Annotated in this window: 17 protein-coding genes; 9 read left to right on the top strand and 8 right to left on the bottom strand. The window is 66.2% G+C overall.

Annotation, left to right across the window (positions count from 1 at the left end):
• Positions 1–60 precede the first annotated feature (60 nt).
• Positions 61–336: a hypothetical protein gene (locus tag A3E77_RS12640; protein ID WP_293646449.1), complete on the top strand. Its 276-nt coding sequence runs from the start codon at positions 61–63 to the stop codon at positions 334–336.
• Between the two features lie 106 nt (positions 337–442).
• On the opposite strand, the gene A3E77_RS12635 is transcribed toward A3E77_RS12640, so the two are convergent.
• The 4 genes from A3E77_RS12635 to A3E77_RS12620 form a co-directional block, all read right to left on the bottom strand.
• Positions 443–1579: an MBL fold metallo-hydrolase gene (locus tag A3E77_RS12635; RefSeq protein WP_293646447.1), complete on the bottom strand. Its 1137-nt coding sequence runs from the start codon at positions 1577–1579 to the stop codon at positions 443–445.
• A 3-nt stretch (positions 1580–1582) separates the two neighbouring features.
• Positions 1583–2215, bottom strand: a complete 633-nt coding sequence (locus tag A3E77_RS12630) for a DUF1013 domain-containing protein (RefSeq protein WP_293646495.1) — start codon at positions 2213–2215, stop codon at positions 1583–1585.
• Between the two features lie 169 nt (positions 2216–2384).
• Positions 2385–2951 carry a hypothetical protein gene (locus A3E77_RS12625; protein ID WP_293646445.1) on the bottom strand — a complete coding sequence of 189 codons (567 nt, stop codon included), beginning with the start codon at positions 2949–2951 and terminating at the stop codon, positions 2385–2387.
• 68 nt (positions 2952–3019) lie between these two features.
• The gene (locus tag A3E77_RS12620) at positions 3020–4000 is read right to left on the bottom strand and encodes an NAD(P)H-quinone oxidoreductase (RefSeq protein WP_293646443.1); all 981 of its coding nucleotides are present in this window, start codon (positions 3998–4000) and stop codon (positions 3020–3022) included.
• Positions 4001–4142: 142 nt separating this feature from the next.
• On the opposite strand from A3E77_RS12620, the gene A3E77_RS12615 reads away from it, so the two are divergent.
• Positions 4143–4340, top strand: coding sequence for a DUF1192 domain-containing protein (locus A3E77_RS12615; protein WP_293646441.1), 198 nt, complete (start codon positions 4143–4145; stop codon positions 4338–4340).
• A 3-nt stretch (positions 4341–4343) separates the two neighbouring features.
• Here A3E77_RS12615 and A3E77_RS12610 read toward each other — a convergent pair whose 3' ends face one another.
• A complete protein-coding gene (locus A3E77_RS12610; protein ID WP_293646439.1) occupies positions 4344–5816 on the bottom strand; it encodes a helicase HerA domain-containing protein in 1473 nt (490 codons plus the stop codon).
• A gap of 300 nt (positions 5817–6116) precedes the next feature.
• On the opposite strand from A3E77_RS12610, the gene A3E77_RS12605 reads away from it, so the two are divergent.
• Complete coding sequence (locus tag A3E77_RS12605; protein ID WP_293646437.1) at positions 6117–6386, top strand: hypothetical protein; 270 nt, start codon at positions 6117–6119, stop codon at positions 6384–6386.
• Between the two features lie 29 nt (positions 6387–6415).
• On the opposite strand, the gene soxR is transcribed toward A3E77_RS12605, so the two are convergent.
• On the bottom strand, positions 6416–6886 hold the full coding sequence (gene soxR / locus A3E77_RS12600; protein ID WP_293646435.1) for a redox-sensitive transcriptional activator SoxR: 471 nt from the start codon (positions 6884–6886) through the stop codon (positions 6416–6418).
• Between the two features lie 85 nt (positions 6887–6971).
• Here soxR and A3E77_RS12595 point away from each other — a divergent pair, with 85 nt between their 5' ends.
• Positions 6972–7367: a VOC family protein gene (locus tag A3E77_RS12595; RefSeq protein WP_293646433.1), complete on the top strand. Its 396-nt coding sequence runs from the start codon at positions 6972–6974 to the stop codon at positions 7365–7367.
• A gap of 63 nt (positions 7368–7430) precedes the next feature.
• Positions 7431–7895 carry a pyridoxamine 5'-phosphate oxidase family protein gene (locus A3E77_RS12590; RefSeq protein ID WP_293646431.1) on the top strand — a complete coding sequence of 155 codons (465 nt, stop codon included), beginning with the start codon at positions 7431–7433 and terminating at the stop codon, positions 7893–7895.
• A gap of 15 nt (positions 7896–7910) precedes the next feature.
• Here A3E77_RS12590 and A3E77_RS12585 read toward each other — a convergent pair whose 3' ends face one another.
• Complete coding sequence (locus tag A3E77_RS12585; RefSeq protein ID WP_293646429.1) at positions 7911–8906, bottom strand: dipeptide epimerase; 996 nt, start codon at positions 8904–8906, stop codon at positions 7911–7913.
• 23 nt (positions 8907–8929) lie between these two features.
• Here A3E77_RS12585 and A3E77_RS12580 point away from each other — a divergent pair, with 23 nt between their 5' ends.
• Entirely contained in the window at positions 8930–9325 is a 396-nt protein-coding gene (locus tag A3E77_RS12580) for a YkvA family protein (RefSeq protein ID WP_293646427.1), read from the top strand.
• A 165-nt stretch (positions 9326–9490) separates the two neighbouring features.
• On the opposite strand, the gene A3E77_RS12575 is transcribed toward A3E77_RS12580, so the two are convergent.
• Positions 9491–10711, bottom strand: a complete 1221-nt coding sequence (locus A3E77_RS12575) for a polyhydroxyalkanoate depolymerase (protein ID WP_293646425.1) — start codon at positions 10709–10711, stop codon at positions 9491–9493.
• A gap of 276 nt (positions 10712–10987) precedes the next feature.
• Here A3E77_RS12575 and A3E77_RS12570 point away from each other — a divergent pair, with 276 nt between their 5' ends.
• The 3 genes from A3E77_RS12570 to A3E77_RS12560 form a co-directional block, all read left to right on the top strand.
• The gene (locus A3E77_RS12570; RefSeq protein ID WP_293646423.1) at positions 10988–11245 is read left to right on the top strand and encodes a YjhX family toxin; all 258 of its coding nucleotides are present in this window, start codon (positions 10988–10990) and stop codon (positions 11243–11245) included.
• A 121-nt stretch (positions 11246–11366) separates the two neighbouring features.
• Positions 11367–13163 (top strand): ABC transporter transmembrane domain-containing protein, encoded by a 1797-nt coding sequence (locus tag A3E77_RS12565; protein ID WP_293646493.1) that lies wholly within the window; start codon positions 11367–11369, stop codon positions 13161–13163.
• Positions 13164–13188: 25 nt separating this feature from the next.
• Positions 13189–13594 (top strand): DUF1993 family protein (locus A3E77_RS12560; RefSeq protein WP_293646420.1); only part of this gene is annotated, 406 nt, incomplete at its 3' end.

The following is a 13594-nucleotide window of genomic DNA, read 5'->3' as shown; positions in this document are numbered from 1 at the left end:
GCGCTCCTATAACCCGAAAGTCGCTGGCATTTCCACCCCGGCTGCCCCATCTGCAAACCTATGTATATTGCGATCATCGCCATTTTCTGCGCCGGCATCGGCAATTTCGCGATGCACCGCGCCTTCATGGAAAGCGACGACCCGCTGATTCAGCAGATGGTCAAGCCGCTTGTCGACAAGGCGGGGCCGAACATCACTTATGTCTTTGAATTTCTGTTGCTCGTCGGCGCGATGGCGATCGCGACCCGCAACTGGTTCACCGCGCTGATGCTCTATGGGCTTTATACGATCTTCAACGCGATGGCGTTCAGCTGGATCATGCAGCGGCGCGACTGAAGGGCAGCTGCCGACCAATTGCAGACGTAAAGTTCCTCCCCATCGCAAGTCGATGGGGAGGATTTATACGTCCGCTCCCCACCCCAAAGCAGACGTCAATCAGGCCTCACGCCACCCCGTGATACCACCACACCCCGCCCCGGTCCTCGCGCCGTACCCGCCCCTCGACCTCAAGCCGCTTCAGATGCGCCAGCGCTTCGCCGGTGGCGAGGCCCTGGTTGTGCTCGCCGATCGGGCGGTTGAACAACAGGGGAAAGCTGTCGACCGCGCGCATCGGCGCCTTTGCGGCGGCTTCGGCAAGATTATAGAGCCGCATCCGATGCTCGTCGCGCAGCGCCATCAGGCGAACATGCAGCCCCTTGAACGGCTCGCCATGCGCGGGGCAGACCGTGACGTCGGCGGGAAGGGTCGCGAGCAGCTTGTCGATCGAGGCGAGCCATTCGCCCAGCGGGTCGGCGTCGGGTTCGGTGATGTTGACCGATACGTTCGAGCTGATCCGCGGCAACACCTGGTCGCCCGAGACGAGCACGCCCTCTTTCTCGTTCCACAGGCACGCATGTTCGGGGCTGTGCCCCGACCCCACAACGACGCGCCACTGGTGCGTGCCCAAATCGATCCGATCGCCATCCTCGATCCGCACATAGCTGCGCGGCAACGGAAAGATCATGCGCTGGAACATGTTCCAGCCGCGCGCCTTGGCCGCTTCCAGCGCCGCATCGTCCCACCCCGCGGCGCGCGATTGCGCCAGCACCTCGTCGGGCGCGCTGTCCGACGAATCGGCCACGATCGCGCGCGCGGTCAGCATCTCGCCGCGCGTCATCCACAGCTTGACGCCCTGTTTCTTTGCGATCCAGCCGGCCAGCCCGATATGGTCGGGGTGCAAGTGGGTGCCGATGACGCGCGTGACGCGCTTGCCGGCGAGCGCCCCGGCGTAAAGCGCCTTCCATGCGTCCGAACACATCGTCAGGCAGATGCCGGTGTCGACGATGGCGACGCCATCATCGCCGTCGGCATCATCGTCGAGCAGCCAGCTGTTGATGTGGCCCAGCGACCCCGGCATCGGGATGCGCGCCCAGCTGATTCCGTTCGCGATGCGGATCGTCTCGCCCGGTCCCGGCGCCGCGTCGCCCCACGGATAGGTAAGGCCAGCATGGCTCGTCGCGGTAAAGCTGTCGTCCTGGGTCAGCGAGGCGTCCGGCGAGCCGCTGGCCGCCGGGATATGATCCTCGTCACCCCCCGACATGCGTCAGGCCTGCTCTTCGCTGGCCTCTTCGGCGGCGCGCGCTTCGTTCGCGGCGGTGCGTTCGGCGCGCAGCTCTTCGAGCAACGCTTCGCGGTCGCCTTCAAACCGGCTGTCCTCGGGGGCCTTGATGCCGGCCTTTTTCGCCGCCTTGGCGACCAGCGCGTCGAGCTCACGCTGCGAACAGAGGCCGAGCGTGACCGGGTCTTTGGGCACGATATTGGCGCTGTTCCAGTGGCTGCGGTCGCGGATCGCACCGATGGTGTTGCGCGTCGTGCCGATCAGCTTGCCGATCGCCCCGTCCGACACTTCGGGATGGTTCTTCAAAATCCACGCGATGCCGTCGGGCTTGTCCTGGCGCTTGCTGACCGGGGTATAGCGCGGGCCGCGGGTGCGGCGAATCGTGTCCTGCGCCTGCACGCTCATCTTCAGCTTGTAATTGGGGTCCTTCTGACCCTTTTCGATTTCGTCCATCGACAGCTCATGCGCGCGGACGGGGTCGCGGCCGGTATATTTGGTCGCCGCGGTTTCGTCGGCGATCGCCTGCACTTCGAGGATGTGGATGCCGCAATATTCGGCGATCTGGACGAAGGTGAGGCCGGTATTGTCGACCAGCCAGGCGGCGGTCGCGTGCGGCATCAACGGGGTGGCATCGGCATGGGCCATGACGAAAAGTCTCCAAGCGGAAATAATAAGGGCCGCCCCTCGCGGGGCGGCCGTTCGGCGGTTGATGTAGACCCGTTTGGCCGCCGGAGCAAGTGCGGGGATTACGCAGGACGCGGCGATCCCTCCGCCCCCGTCGGCGCGCTTACGGGCCGCACTGCCACAGCCCGGCAAAGACGCGCTGCGCGCCGTCGGCGCGGTCGGCGGTCAGCGTCGCGGGGCGCGGCGGCGATTCCCCGCCGCCCTGCGCCGGGCCGGTGAGCGCGACGCGAAGCTCCAGCCCCTTGGAAAAGAATTTCGTGCCCTTTGCCATCGCATCGAAGCCGCCGTTCGCCGACACCGGCTCGATCGTATCGCCGACCTTCACAATGCCGCGAGAAGGGTCGGCAGACGCGACGTCGCCTTGCGCGATCAGGATCGGCGGCGCGGCGGCATCGGCGGCAAAGCTGCACCCAAGTTCGCCCTGGAGCTTCGCGCCGGTCACATCGGCCTCGGTCAGCGTGGCAAGCTCGATCAGCGAGCCATCGCCGCCACGCGTCGGAATGTCGGTCGGCTTGATCGCAGGCACCGCGGGGTCCGCAGCCTCGCCCGCGGCGGCGGCGACGTCCCTATCGGATGCAGCGGCGGATTTTTCGGTTTCGGACGGCGGCGAACAGGCCGCAAGCGCCAATGCAACGGCTGTGGCGGGGAGAATAAGGGCACGCATAGTCATCGGGAAAGTTCATCCTTGTCGATTGCCCCCCTGCCGATCAACCGCCGAAAAAGTCGAACGTTCCTAAATCATTCCACCGTCAGCACGATCTTGCCGACATGCTCGCCGGCCTGCATCCGCGCGTGCGCGGCCGCGGCATCGGCCAGGGCAAAGCTTTGGTCCATCGCGGGCTTCCACCCGCCTTCCGCCAGTCGCGGCCACAGGGTGCGGTGGATTTCGTCGGCGAGCAGCGCCTTGAAATCGGCGCTGCGCGCGCGAAGCGTCGATCCGGTCAGCGTCAGGCGGCGCCGCATCACGTCGGCAATGTCGAACTCGACCTTGGCGCCGCGCTGGAAGGCGATGGTGACATGGCGCCCGTCCTCGGCAAGGCAGGCGAGATTGCGCGGCAGATAATCGCCGCCGACCATGTCGAGCACAACATCGACGCCCCGGCCGCCGGTAAAACCCTTCACCGCCTCGACATAATCCTCGGCCGAATAATCGACCGCCAGGTCGGCGCCGAGCGCGGTCGCCGCGGCGCATTTGTCGGCGCTGCCGCACGTCACGACGATACGGATGTCGAACAATTTGCACAGGCCGATCGCGGTCGTGCCAATGCCGCTGGTGCCGCCATGGACCAGCACCGTCTCGCCATCGCGCACATAACCGCGCTCGAACAGATTGTGCCACACGGTGAAGACCGTTTCGGGCAACGCCGCGGCCTCCGCCATCGAAAAGCCCCCCGGCACCGGCAGGCAGCTTCCGGTCGGCGCGGTGCAATATTCGGCATAGCCGCCGCCCGCGACGAGCGCGCACACCGCCTGCCCCAGATGTTCGGGATCGCCCCCAGGACCGACCGCGACGATCGTTCCCGCGACCTCCAGCCCCGGCAGGTCCGATGCGCCCGGCGGCGGCGGATAATAGCCCATGCGTTGCAGCACATCGGGGCGGTTCACCCCGGCGGCGGCGACGCGGATCAGCACTTCGCCGGGTCCGGGCTGCGGCACCGGCCGCGTCGTGGATTGCAATACGTCGGGTCCGCCCGGCGCACTGATGGCGATGGCGGTCATGCTCGCTGGCAAGCTGGTCACTTCGGAAATTCCCCCACTGGTCCCTTCATCCCCTACCCCCTGCCTCGCCTTATTGACAGGGCTGCGACACGGGTCAACAGTCGCTCGCGGATATTAGCATTAGGGACCAGGAGGATGCGCCATGGACGATGACGACCTTCCCCGCCGCCGCGACGATGTTCTGACGGCGCTGATCAAGCAATCGCTGGGTCCGCTTTCGGTCGACGAACTGGGCGAGCGTATCGCCATACTCGAAGCCGAAATCGAACGCGTGAAGGCGCACCGCGCCGCCGCGACCAGCCACAAGGCGATTGCCGACGCGCTGTTCAAAAAGAGCTAAGCCCTACTCCGCCTCGGTGCTCAGCCCCAGTTCGGGGATGCCGATCGATCGCCGCCCGCCGAAATCGGCGCGGACGACGATGACGCCCTGCTTTTCCATATATTCGACCAGCCGCCGGATGCGCCCCGGCGATCGGCTGCCATAGGCACGGCCGAGGATGTCGTCGTCGGGACAGGGTTCGCCGTCCATCGCGGCGCGCGCGATCTGGAGGAAGGGGGCGAACATGTCGTGCGGCAGCCGGTCGGCGACGCCCAGCGCCTCGCGCCAGCGCGGCTCGGCGGGATCGAATACCCCGCCCTTGGCGAGCGCGAAGCGGCGGCGAAAAGCGGCGAGGTCGAGCGGCACCTTCTTCAATTTCTGCATCCGGCAACGCACCGAAAAATCCTGGTAAAGAAAGGATTCGGGCTGGAAGGCACAGTCGGGGTCGGACAGCATCTCGCGCAGCGTGTCGATGACCACCGCGTCGCTCTGTTCGGCTTCCTCGACCGCATCGACGATGTCGAGCACGAGCGGCGCATCACTGTCTTCGTGCAGGCTCTCGCTCGCGGCAATCCGTTCGATGAGCTCGCTCGCGGCGACCGGCGCCGGTTCGGGCACAAAGACGCGCGGCGCCGCGGGCGCCTCCATCTCGGTGAACAGCATCGAGCGCATATCGTCGCCGCCGGCGTCGGGCAGCGGCATCAAACCGTGCGTTGCCATCCGCGTCGAGGTTTGTGTCGCGCCGATCCGCACCGACAGCGGGCGCCGCGAGATTGCGGGGCCCAGCCCCAGGAAATGCCCGCGCTCCAGGTCGCGGATCGCCTCGGCCTGCCGCCGTTCCATGCCCAGCAGGTCGGCGGCGCGCGCCATGTCGATGTCGAGGAAGGTGCGCCCCATCAGGAAGTTGCTCGCCTCGGCGGCGACATTCTTGGCGAGCTTCGCCAGTCGCTGCGTCGCGATCGCGCCCGCCAGCCCGCGCTTGCGCCCGCGGCACATCAAATTGGTCATCGCCGACAGGCTGGCGCGGCGCACGGTATCGGACACATCGCCCGCGACGCTGGGCGCGAACATCTGTGCCTCGTCGACCACGACCAATGCCGGGAACCAATGCTCGCGCGGCGCATCGAACAATGCGTTGAGGAACGCTGCGGCGCAGGTCATCTGCGCTTCGATATCGAGCGATTCGAGGCTGAGGATGATCGACGCGCGATGTTCGCGGATGCGTGCGCCCATCGCCGCGATCTCGCGCTCGTTATAGTCGCCGCCGTTGATCACGACATGGCTGTAAGCGTCGGCCAGCGTCACGAAATCGCCTTCGGGATCGATGACGATCTGTTGCACCAGCGCGGCGCTTTCTTCCAGGATGCGGCGCAAGAGATGCGACTTGCCCGACCCCGAATTGCCCTGGACGAGCAGGCGCGTCGCCAGCAACTCCTGCACGTCGATACGCACGCTCTGCCCCGCGGCGTCGGTCCCGATGTCGATGCTGGTCTTCACGGACGCCGCCCTATCGGGGCGCTTGGGCAAAGACAACCGGGCGGCCTTTCGAATCGCCCGATTTTGTCTGGCCCCCTTCCCCCTCGATGGGGGAAGGATACGAAGCCTTGTCGCGAAGCGGTTAGGCGAAGTTGGATGGGGGTGAGGGTGCGTCCATGCGCCGCCGCTTCGGGCCGAGAGCGCACCCCCACCGCTGCGACTAGGCAGCAAGCTGCCAAGTCTCGCCGCCTCCCCCATCAAGGGGGAGGGGAAAGGCACCGCACAACTTGCCAATCGAGCAAAACGAGCGAAAAGGGCGGCATGGATTTCGACGACCAGCTCCGCCGCTATTTCGGCACCGCCGACCTAGCGGCCATCCACCCGCAAGCCTATGCCGCGGGCACCGAACGGATGCGCGTCGACTTCGGCCTCGAAACCAACCCCGGTCGCCGCTTCGCTTTGTGGGCGTTGATGCACATGCTCGGCGTCGCGCCCGATCTCGACGTCGCGTTCAAGGATGAAGGCGAGCGTAATCTGGCGCGCGATTTCATGGATATGGCCGACCGGGCGGGCGGCGCCGACGCCGACTGACCGCCGGTTGCGGCGCGCGGCCCAACGGCTCAGCCGACCTCGGCAATCTCCATGGCCCGGTCGCCGATCAGGTAGCGCGGCCCCGCGCCGCGCTGCGCCGCCTTGTCATCGCGGTTGTAAAGCCCGCATTTCTTCAGCGACAGGCAGCCGCATCCGATGCAGTCGCCCAGCAGTTCGCGCGTCCGCTCGAGCGCCGCGATCTGCGCGTCGATCCGCGCTCTCAGGCCCGTGCTGATCCGCGTCCAGTCGGCCCCATTGGGTGTGCGTCCCGCGGGCAGCCCGGCCAGCTCGGCGGCAATCTCCTCCAGGCTCAGCCCCAGCTGCTGCGCGATCAGGATGAAGGAAACGCGGCGGATATCGGCGCGCAGGAATCGGCGCTGTCCCCCGCTGGTGCGCAACGCCTCGACCAGCCCCTTCGCTTCGTAAAAGCGGATCGCCGACACCGCGACGCCCGTGCGCGTCGCAAGTTCGCCGATGGCGATCAGGTCGGTTCGATGCATTGTCGGCGCTCCTCGCTTTTCGCTTGATCTAAACTTGACTTGAGCTTTCATAAGCCGGGCGTCAACGCGAATCAGGAGAATGAAGGTGACGCACCCTTTCATCGAGCATGTGAATCTGACCGTCAGCGATCCCGACCGGACGGCCGGAATCCTCTCGGCGATTTTTGGCTGGCACGAACGCTGGCGCGGCCCGGCCCGCGATGGCGGCCGCACGATCCACCTGGGCAGCGACAGCGCCTATGTCGCGCTCTACGCCGGCCCCGACGGGCAGGATGGCGCCGCCCGCTATCCGAAAGGCGAGCCGCTCAATCACCTCGGCATCCAGGTCGACGATCTCGACACGATCGAAATGCGCGTGAAGGCGGTCGGGCTGACGCCGTTCAACCATGGCGATTACGAACCGGGCCGCCGCTTCTATTTCTTCGACCCCGACGGCATCGAATATGAAGTCGTCAGCTATGCCGAGCCGCGGCTGCGCTGAACCGGGGCAACATGCGCGGCGTTGATGCGTTGTCCATCTATCGAGGGGCAAAAGGAATTTCCCATGAGCGACGATATCAAGAAAATATTCTGGAAGGCGCTGGCCGACAGCCCCTATGTCATGGTCGGCGCTACCGGCGCGCGCGCGCATCATATCCCGATGAACGCCCAGCTCGACAAGGATGCCGACAGCGCGTTCTGGTTCTTTACCTCGACCGACAACCGGCTGGCGGGCGGCGGCCCCGCCATGGCGCAATTTTCGGCGAAGGGCCACGACCTGTTCGCCTGCATTTCGGGAACGCTGGTGCGCGAAAGCGACCGCACGGTGCTCGACAAATTATGGAACAACGGCATCGCGGCCTGGTATGAAGGCGGCAAGGACGATCCGAAGCTGGTGCTGCTGCGCTTCGATCTCGACAATGCCGAAATCTGGACCGCCGACCCCAGCATCAAGGGCCTGTTCAAACTCGCGACCGGGATGACGATGAAGGAAGGCGAGCTCGGCCAGCATGCCGAAGTCGCGCTGTAACGCCGCGTCGCCAGTTTATCCCACCGGCGGCCCAATCCGGCCTTCGCGAAACTCGAACCCGCTCTCGCGGTCCCGCGCCAGCAGCGCGGGGCCGTCGAGATCGACCCAGCGCGCGCGCTGCGCCAGCACGAATGCCGGCGCGATCGCCAGGCTGGTCGATAACATGCACCCGACCATGATCGACAGCCCCGCCGCATCGGCGGCGTCGGCGATGCGCAGCGCTTCGGTCAGTCCGCCCGCCTTGTCGAGCTTGATGTTCACTCCATCGTAAAAGGGGCCGATCCGCGCCACGTCTGCCGCAGTCTGGCAGCTTTCGTCGGCAAGGAAGGGGATGGGGGCATAAACGGGATCGAGCAGCGCGTCGGCGCCGACGGGCACCGGCTGTTCGATCATTTCGACGCCCATGTCGGCGAGTGCTTCGGTCTCGCTCAATATGTCGATCGCGCCCCAGCTTTCGTTCGCATCGACGATCAGCCGCGCATCGGGTGCGCCCTTTCGCACCGCGGCGACGCGCAGGCGGTCGCCCTCGCCGGTCAGCTTCAGCTTGAGCAGGCGATAGCCGTCGGCGGCGGCGGTTGCCGCCTGTTCGGCCATCGCGCCGGGGCTGCCCAGCGAAATGGTAAAGGCGGTGACGCGCGATGTCGGCGCGCCATCGAGTCCCGCGAGTTGCCAGAGCCGCAGCCCGCGCTGGCGCGCTTCGAGGTCCCACAGCGCACAGTCGAGCGCGTTGCGCGCCGCGCCCGCCGCCATCAATTCCTGCACCGCGGCGCGCGCTTCCGCCGCGTCCATGCCCGCGATATGCGGTGCGGCGAGCAAAATCTGGTCGCGGCACCCCACTGCATTCTCGCCGTGATAATAGATTGGGGTGCCTTCGCCGCGTCCGACAACGCCCCCCATTCCCTCGATTTCGGCAACGACGACATCGACATGCGTCTTGGCGCCGCGGCTGATGACAAACTCGCCCGCGACCTGCCAGCGTTCGACGCGCGCGCTTTTCAGTTGGATAGCCATGCGGGGACAGTAATGATCAAATGATGACCGGCAAATCCCTTTCCGAACGCATCGGCGACCTCGGCCACCGCCTCGCCGTCGAGGCGCACGCCGCGTGGCTCGCCGCGCGCGATCCGCGCGTCCCCTGGCTTGCCCGCGCGCTGGCGATCGCGGTCGCCGCCTATGCGCTGTCGCCGATCGACCTGATCCCCGATTTCATCCCGGTGCTCGGCTGGCTCGACGACCTGATCATCGTCCCGCTTGGCCTGGTGGCGGTCCGCCGCCTGATCCCCGCCCCGCTGTGGACCGAACTCCACGCCGCCGCAGAGGCCGCCAGCGACCGCCCGTCAAGCCGCGCGGGGATGGCCTTCATCCTGCTGCTGTGGGCGGGGCTGCTCTACATCGTTTACTGGAGCGTCCGCACCTCGCCCTGGCATTGAGGCGGCGAACCGGCGCCGGGTTCGGGGTGGTTAGCGAGCGTCCGTTCCGCCTTCTCGTCACCCCGGACTTGATCCGGAGTCCATGACTTCAGCGCCGTGATGGATCCCGGATCAAGTCGGGATGACGAAAAAAAAATCTCCTCTTCCGGTCGCTCCCAGACGACCTCACCCCCCGTTGCTGCGAATCCATTTTTCGACCACCGGCGCAATCTCGTCGCGCCATTTGCGGCCGTTGAAAATGCCGTAGTGGCCTACGCCCTTCGCCATCAGATATTTCTTCTTGTCGGCGGGCAGTGCCTTGGCGATCGTCAGCGCGGCCTTGGTCTGGCCGATCCCCGAAATATCGTCGCGCTCGCCCTCGATCGCAAGGATCGCGATATCCTCGATGACGCCGACATCGACCGGCTGGCCGCGATGCGTCATTTCGCCCTTGGGCAGCAAATGGCGCTGGAACACGACGTCGACCGTCTGAAGATAGAATTCGGACGTCATGTCGCACACCGCGCGATATTCGTCATAGAATTCCTTGGTCTTGTCCGCGCTTTCGCCGTCGCCGTCGACCAGATGTCTGAACATCTCCCAATGGCTCATCATATGGTTGCCAAGGTTCATCGACATGAAGCCCGCAAGCTGGAGGAAGCCCGGATAGACGCGGCGCCCGGCGCCCGGATACCAGGCCGGAACGGTGGCAATCACATTTTCCTGGAACCAGGCATAGGGCCGCGTCGTCGCATGTTCGTTGACCGCGGTCGGCGCCTTGCGCGTGTCGATCGGGCCGCCCATCATCGTCAGCGTCTTTGGTCGGCACTTGTTCTTGTTTGCCGCCATCACCGCTGCGGCCGCCAGGCTCGGCACCGAGGGCTGGCACACCGCCAGCATATGCGCGCCGGGGCCGATATGTTCGAGCCACGCGATCAGATAATCGACATAATCGTCGAGGTCGAATTTGCCCGCCTCCAACGGCACGTTGCGCGCGTCGCGCCAGTCGGTGATCCACACATCGTGGCCGGGCAGCATCCGCTCGACCGTGCCGCGCAGCAGCGTCGCATAATGGCCCGACATCGGCGCAACGATCAGCAGCTTGGGCGCCCCGCTCGACCCCTTGTGCTTGAAATGCTTGAGCTGGCCGAACGGCTTGCGCGCCTCGATCGCCTCGGTAACGCGCACCGTTTCGCCCTCGACTTCGGTCTCATACAGCTCGAATCCGGGCTTGCCGCGGGGTGCCGCGGCATGGGCGAACACTTCGAGCGCCGAAGCGAACATCGGGCTACCGCCGAAATAACCCAGCGGATTGGCCGGATGCTGCATCGCCTGCGCCCCCGCCGTGGCAAGCGCGCTCGCCCCCGCGAGCCAATTCTTCTGCATGTCAAAGGCGTGATACAGCATATCCAAATCGTTCCTTGCGTTGCCCGGCGGCGCTCTCCGGCGCCTGCTCATGGAACGACAGTCTAGGCGCTCCACCTCATTGTGCAATGCATCAAAATCATTGCGAGGCGTGCCGAAGGCGAATAATCTGCCCCGGCAAGGCGCATCCGGCGCCGATGGAGTGATTATGTCCGAGATTGCGGGCAACCGCTAACATCCCGGGGAAAACGGGATGTGTGCTGCGTGCCGACCCCTGGTTGGTGCGCCGTTGTTGCATGCAATATCGGGACATATCCCATGAACATCTCGAAAGCGGAGCAGCGCGTGCTCCATGTGCTGGCGCAAGGCGGCATGATCCGTCACCGCCGCGACGACGCCGGTCATATCGTCGAAGTGCTGTGCTTCACGCGCGACGGCTTCGTCCTCGCCAGCACCGGCCTGTCCCTATTCCAGCGGCTGCGACGCCGCGGTTTCATCGGCTCGCACGGCGGGGCGCCATACCGCATCACGCAGGCGGGGCTTCGCGCCGTGCGGGCGCAGCTCGACAATCGCTGAGGAATAGGGGGGAGCGCGGCGCATGGGCCGCGCTCCCTTGCAGCACAGCTTCAAACCGCTTGAAGCAGCGCCGCATTCTGCGTCGTTGAGCGCCGCCGCCACCGCTGCTAGGGCCGGTGCGATGGTCAGCCAACCCGATCTTTCCGCCGCGCCAGCCGCCGAGCCCCGCCGCAAGCTGGGCAGCCTGCGCATGGTGTGGCGTTATGCGAGCCGCTACCCGCTCCAGCTCGTCATTGCGGCGATCGCGCTTGGGGTGGCCGCGCTCGCGACCCTCGCCATCCCGTATCAGTTCAAGGAAATGATCGACAGCGGCTTCATCGCCGGCGGCGGCGACGTCGCGCCGCATTTCCGGCTTTTCTACGGCATCTGCGTCGCGCTGGCGCTCGCCACCGCGCTGCGTTTCTATTTCGTGAGCTGGCTGGGCGAACGCACCGTCGCCGACATCCGCCAGGCGGTGCAACAGAATCTGCTGCGCCTCGCCCCCGGTTTCTTCGAGGAAAACCGCCCCTCCGAAATCGCCTCGCGCATGACGTCGGATACCGCGATCATCGAACAGGTCGTCGGCACCACCGTCTCGGTCGCGCTCCGCAACACCGTCATGGGCATCGGCGGCATCATCTATCTGTTCAGCCTGTCGCCGAAACTCACCGCGGGTATCCTGCTCGGCATCCCGGTCATCATCCTGCCGATCGTCCTGCTAGGCCGCCGCTTGCAAAATGTGTCGCGGACCAGCCAGGACCGCGTCGCCGACATTGGCGCGACCACCGCCGAACAGATGGGCGCCATGAAAATCGTCCAGGCATTCGGTCAGGAATCGCGTGAGGCCGACCGGTTTTCGCTCGCGGTCGAGGCCAATTTTGCGACCGCCAAGCGCCGTATCCGCCTGCGCGCGATCATCACGGCGACGGTCATCGGCCTCTTGTTCGGGGCGATCACCACCCTGCTCTGGTATGGTGCCGAAGGCGTCGCTGCGGGGACGATCACCGGCGGCACGATCGCCGCTTTCGTCCTGACCGGCGGGCTTGTCGCGGGCGCGTTCGGCGCGCTGACCGAAGTCTATGGCGACCTGCTCCGCGCCGCGGGCGCCGCCGAACGGCTGAGCGAGCTGCTCCACGCCGAACCGAGCATCGCGCCGCCCGCCCACCCGCGCCGCTTTCCCGAACCGTCGGTCGGCACGCTGGAATTTGCGCAGGTCGAATTTCACTACCCGACCCGCCCCGACGCCCCGGCACTCCACGATTTCAGCCTCGCGATCCGCCCGCGCGAAACCGTGGCGATCGTCGGTCCGTCGGGCGCGGGCAAGTCGACGCTGTTCCAGCTTGCCGAGCGTTTCTACGATCCGCAGGGCGGCCAGATCCGGCTCGACGGCGTCCCGCTGACCGAAGCCGATCCCGCCGATATCCGCGCGCGGATCGCCATGGTGCCGCAGGAAACGGTGATCTTCGCCGCCTCGGCGCGCGACAATCTTCGCTATGGCAATTGGAATGCGAGCGACGAGGATCTGTGGGACGCGGCACGGGCCGCCAATGCCGAGGAATTCTTGCGCAAACTGCCCCAGGGTCTCGACACCTTCATGGGCGAAGGCGGCGCCCGCCTGTCGGGCGGCCAGCGCCAGCGCATCGCGATCGCCCGCGCGCTGCTGCGCCGTGCGCCGCTCCTGCTGCTCGACGAAGCGACGTCGGCGCTCGACGCCGAATCCGAAAAACTTGTCCAGGACGCGCTGGAAACGCTGATGCACGACCGCACGACGATCGTCATCGCGCACCGCCTCGCGACCGTGCGTGCCGCCGACCGCATTATCGTGATGGACGACGGCCGCATCGTCGAAGAGGGCAAGCATGACGCGCTCGTCGCGGCCGACGGCCTTTATGCGCGCCTCGCGCGGCTTCAGTTCCAGGACAATCTCGCCGCGGCCTGATCGGGCGCGCCTCCAGACCAAGGATATGACGATGCTCTACGACCTCACCGTACCGGCGTATCAGGATGGGCTGTCCGCCCTGTCCGCGGAACTGTCGCGCGCGCGCGCCTGGGGGGAGGAGAATGGCATCGGCGAATTGCAGTTTGCGGTCGCCCGGCTCGCGCCCGACATGTTCCCGCTCGCCGCGCAAGTGCGCTTCACCTGCACCCAGGCGCTACAGCCGCTCGCACGGCTTGGCGGCGTCGATGTCCCGGACTTTTCCGAAGACGCCGTCGATTTCGCCGGAATGCAGGACCAGATCGCCGCGGCGCTGGCCGCGCTGGCGGCGGTCGATCGCACCGCGCTGGGCGATGACGGCGACCGCGCGGTCAGCTTCACCCTGCCCAACGGCATGACCTTCGACATGCGCGCGTTCGACTATGTCCGCGACT

It is taken from the genome of Sphingopyxis sp. RIFCSPHIGHO2_12_FULL_65_19 (genome assembly GCF_001830555.1).
In the GTDB taxonomy this organism is placed as follows: domain Bacteria; phylum Pseudomonadota; class Alphaproteobacteria; order Sphingomonadales; family Sphingomonadaceae; genus Sphingopyxis.
Note: the sequence above shows the minus strand (reverse complement) of the source record. Positions and strands in the feature narration are given on the sequence as shown.

What these genes read in the sequence shown, in the direction of transcription:
- A3E77_RS12640 (WP_293646449.1), top strand. Translation starts at nt 61, where the DNA reads ATGTATATTGCGATCATCGCCATTTTCTGCGCCGGCATCGGCAATTTC.
- A3E77_RS12635 (WP_293646447.1), bottom strand. Translation starts at nt 1,579, where the DNA reads ATGTCGGGGGGTGACGAGGATCATATCCCGGCGGCCAGCGGCTCGCCG.
- A3E77_RS12630 (WP_293646495.1), bottom strand. Translation starts at nt 2,215, where the DNA reads ATGCCGCACGCGACCGCCGCCTGGCTGGTCGACAATACCGGCCTCACC.
- A3E77_RS12625 (WP_293646445.1), bottom strand. Translation starts at nt 2,951, where the DNA reads ATGACTATGCGTGCCCTTATTCTCCCCGCCACAGCCGTTGCATTGGCG.
- A3E77_RS12620 (WP_293646443.1), bottom strand. Translation starts at nt 4,000, where the DNA reads ATGACCGCCATCGCCATCAGTGCGCCGGGCGGACCCGACGTATTGCAA.
- A3E77_RS12615 (WP_293646441.1), top strand. Translation starts at nt 4,143, where the DNA reads ATGGACGATGACGACCTTCCCCGCCGCCGCGACGATGTTCTGACGGCG.
- A3E77_RS12605 (WP_293646437.1), top strand. Translation starts at nt 6,117, where the DNA reads ATGGATTTCGACGACCAGCTCCGCCGCTATTTCGGCACCGCCGACCTA.
- soxR (WP_293646435.1), bottom strand. Translation starts at nt 6,886, where the DNA reads ATGCATCGAACCGACCTGATCGCCATCGGCGAACTTGCGACGCGCACG.
- A3E77_RS12590 (WP_293646431.1), top strand. Translation starts at nt 7,431, where the DNA reads ATGAGCGACGATATCAAGAAAATATTCTGGAAGGCGCTGGCCGACAGC.
- A3E77_RS12585 (WP_293646429.1), bottom strand. Translation starts at nt 8,906, where the DNA reads ATGGCTATCCAACTGAAAAGCGCGCGCGTCGAACGCTGGCAGGTCGCG.
- A3E77_RS12580 (WP_293646427.1), top strand. Translation starts at nt 8,930, where the DNA reads ATGACCGGCAAATCCCTTTCCGAACGCATCGGCGACCTCGGCCACCGC.
- A3E77_RS12575 (WP_293646425.1), bottom strand. Translation starts at nt 10,711, where the DNA reads ATGCTGTATCACGCCTTTGACATGCAGAAGAATTGGCTCGCGGGGGCG.
- A3E77_RS12570 (WP_293646423.1), top strand. Translation starts at nt 10,988, where the DNA reads ATGAACATCTCGAAAGCGGAGCAGCGCGTGCTCCATGTGCTGGCGCAA.
- A3E77_RS12565 (WP_293646493.1), top strand. Translation starts at nt 11,367, where the DNA reads ATGGTCAGCCAACCCGATCTTTCCGCCGCGCCAGCCGCCGAGCCCCGC.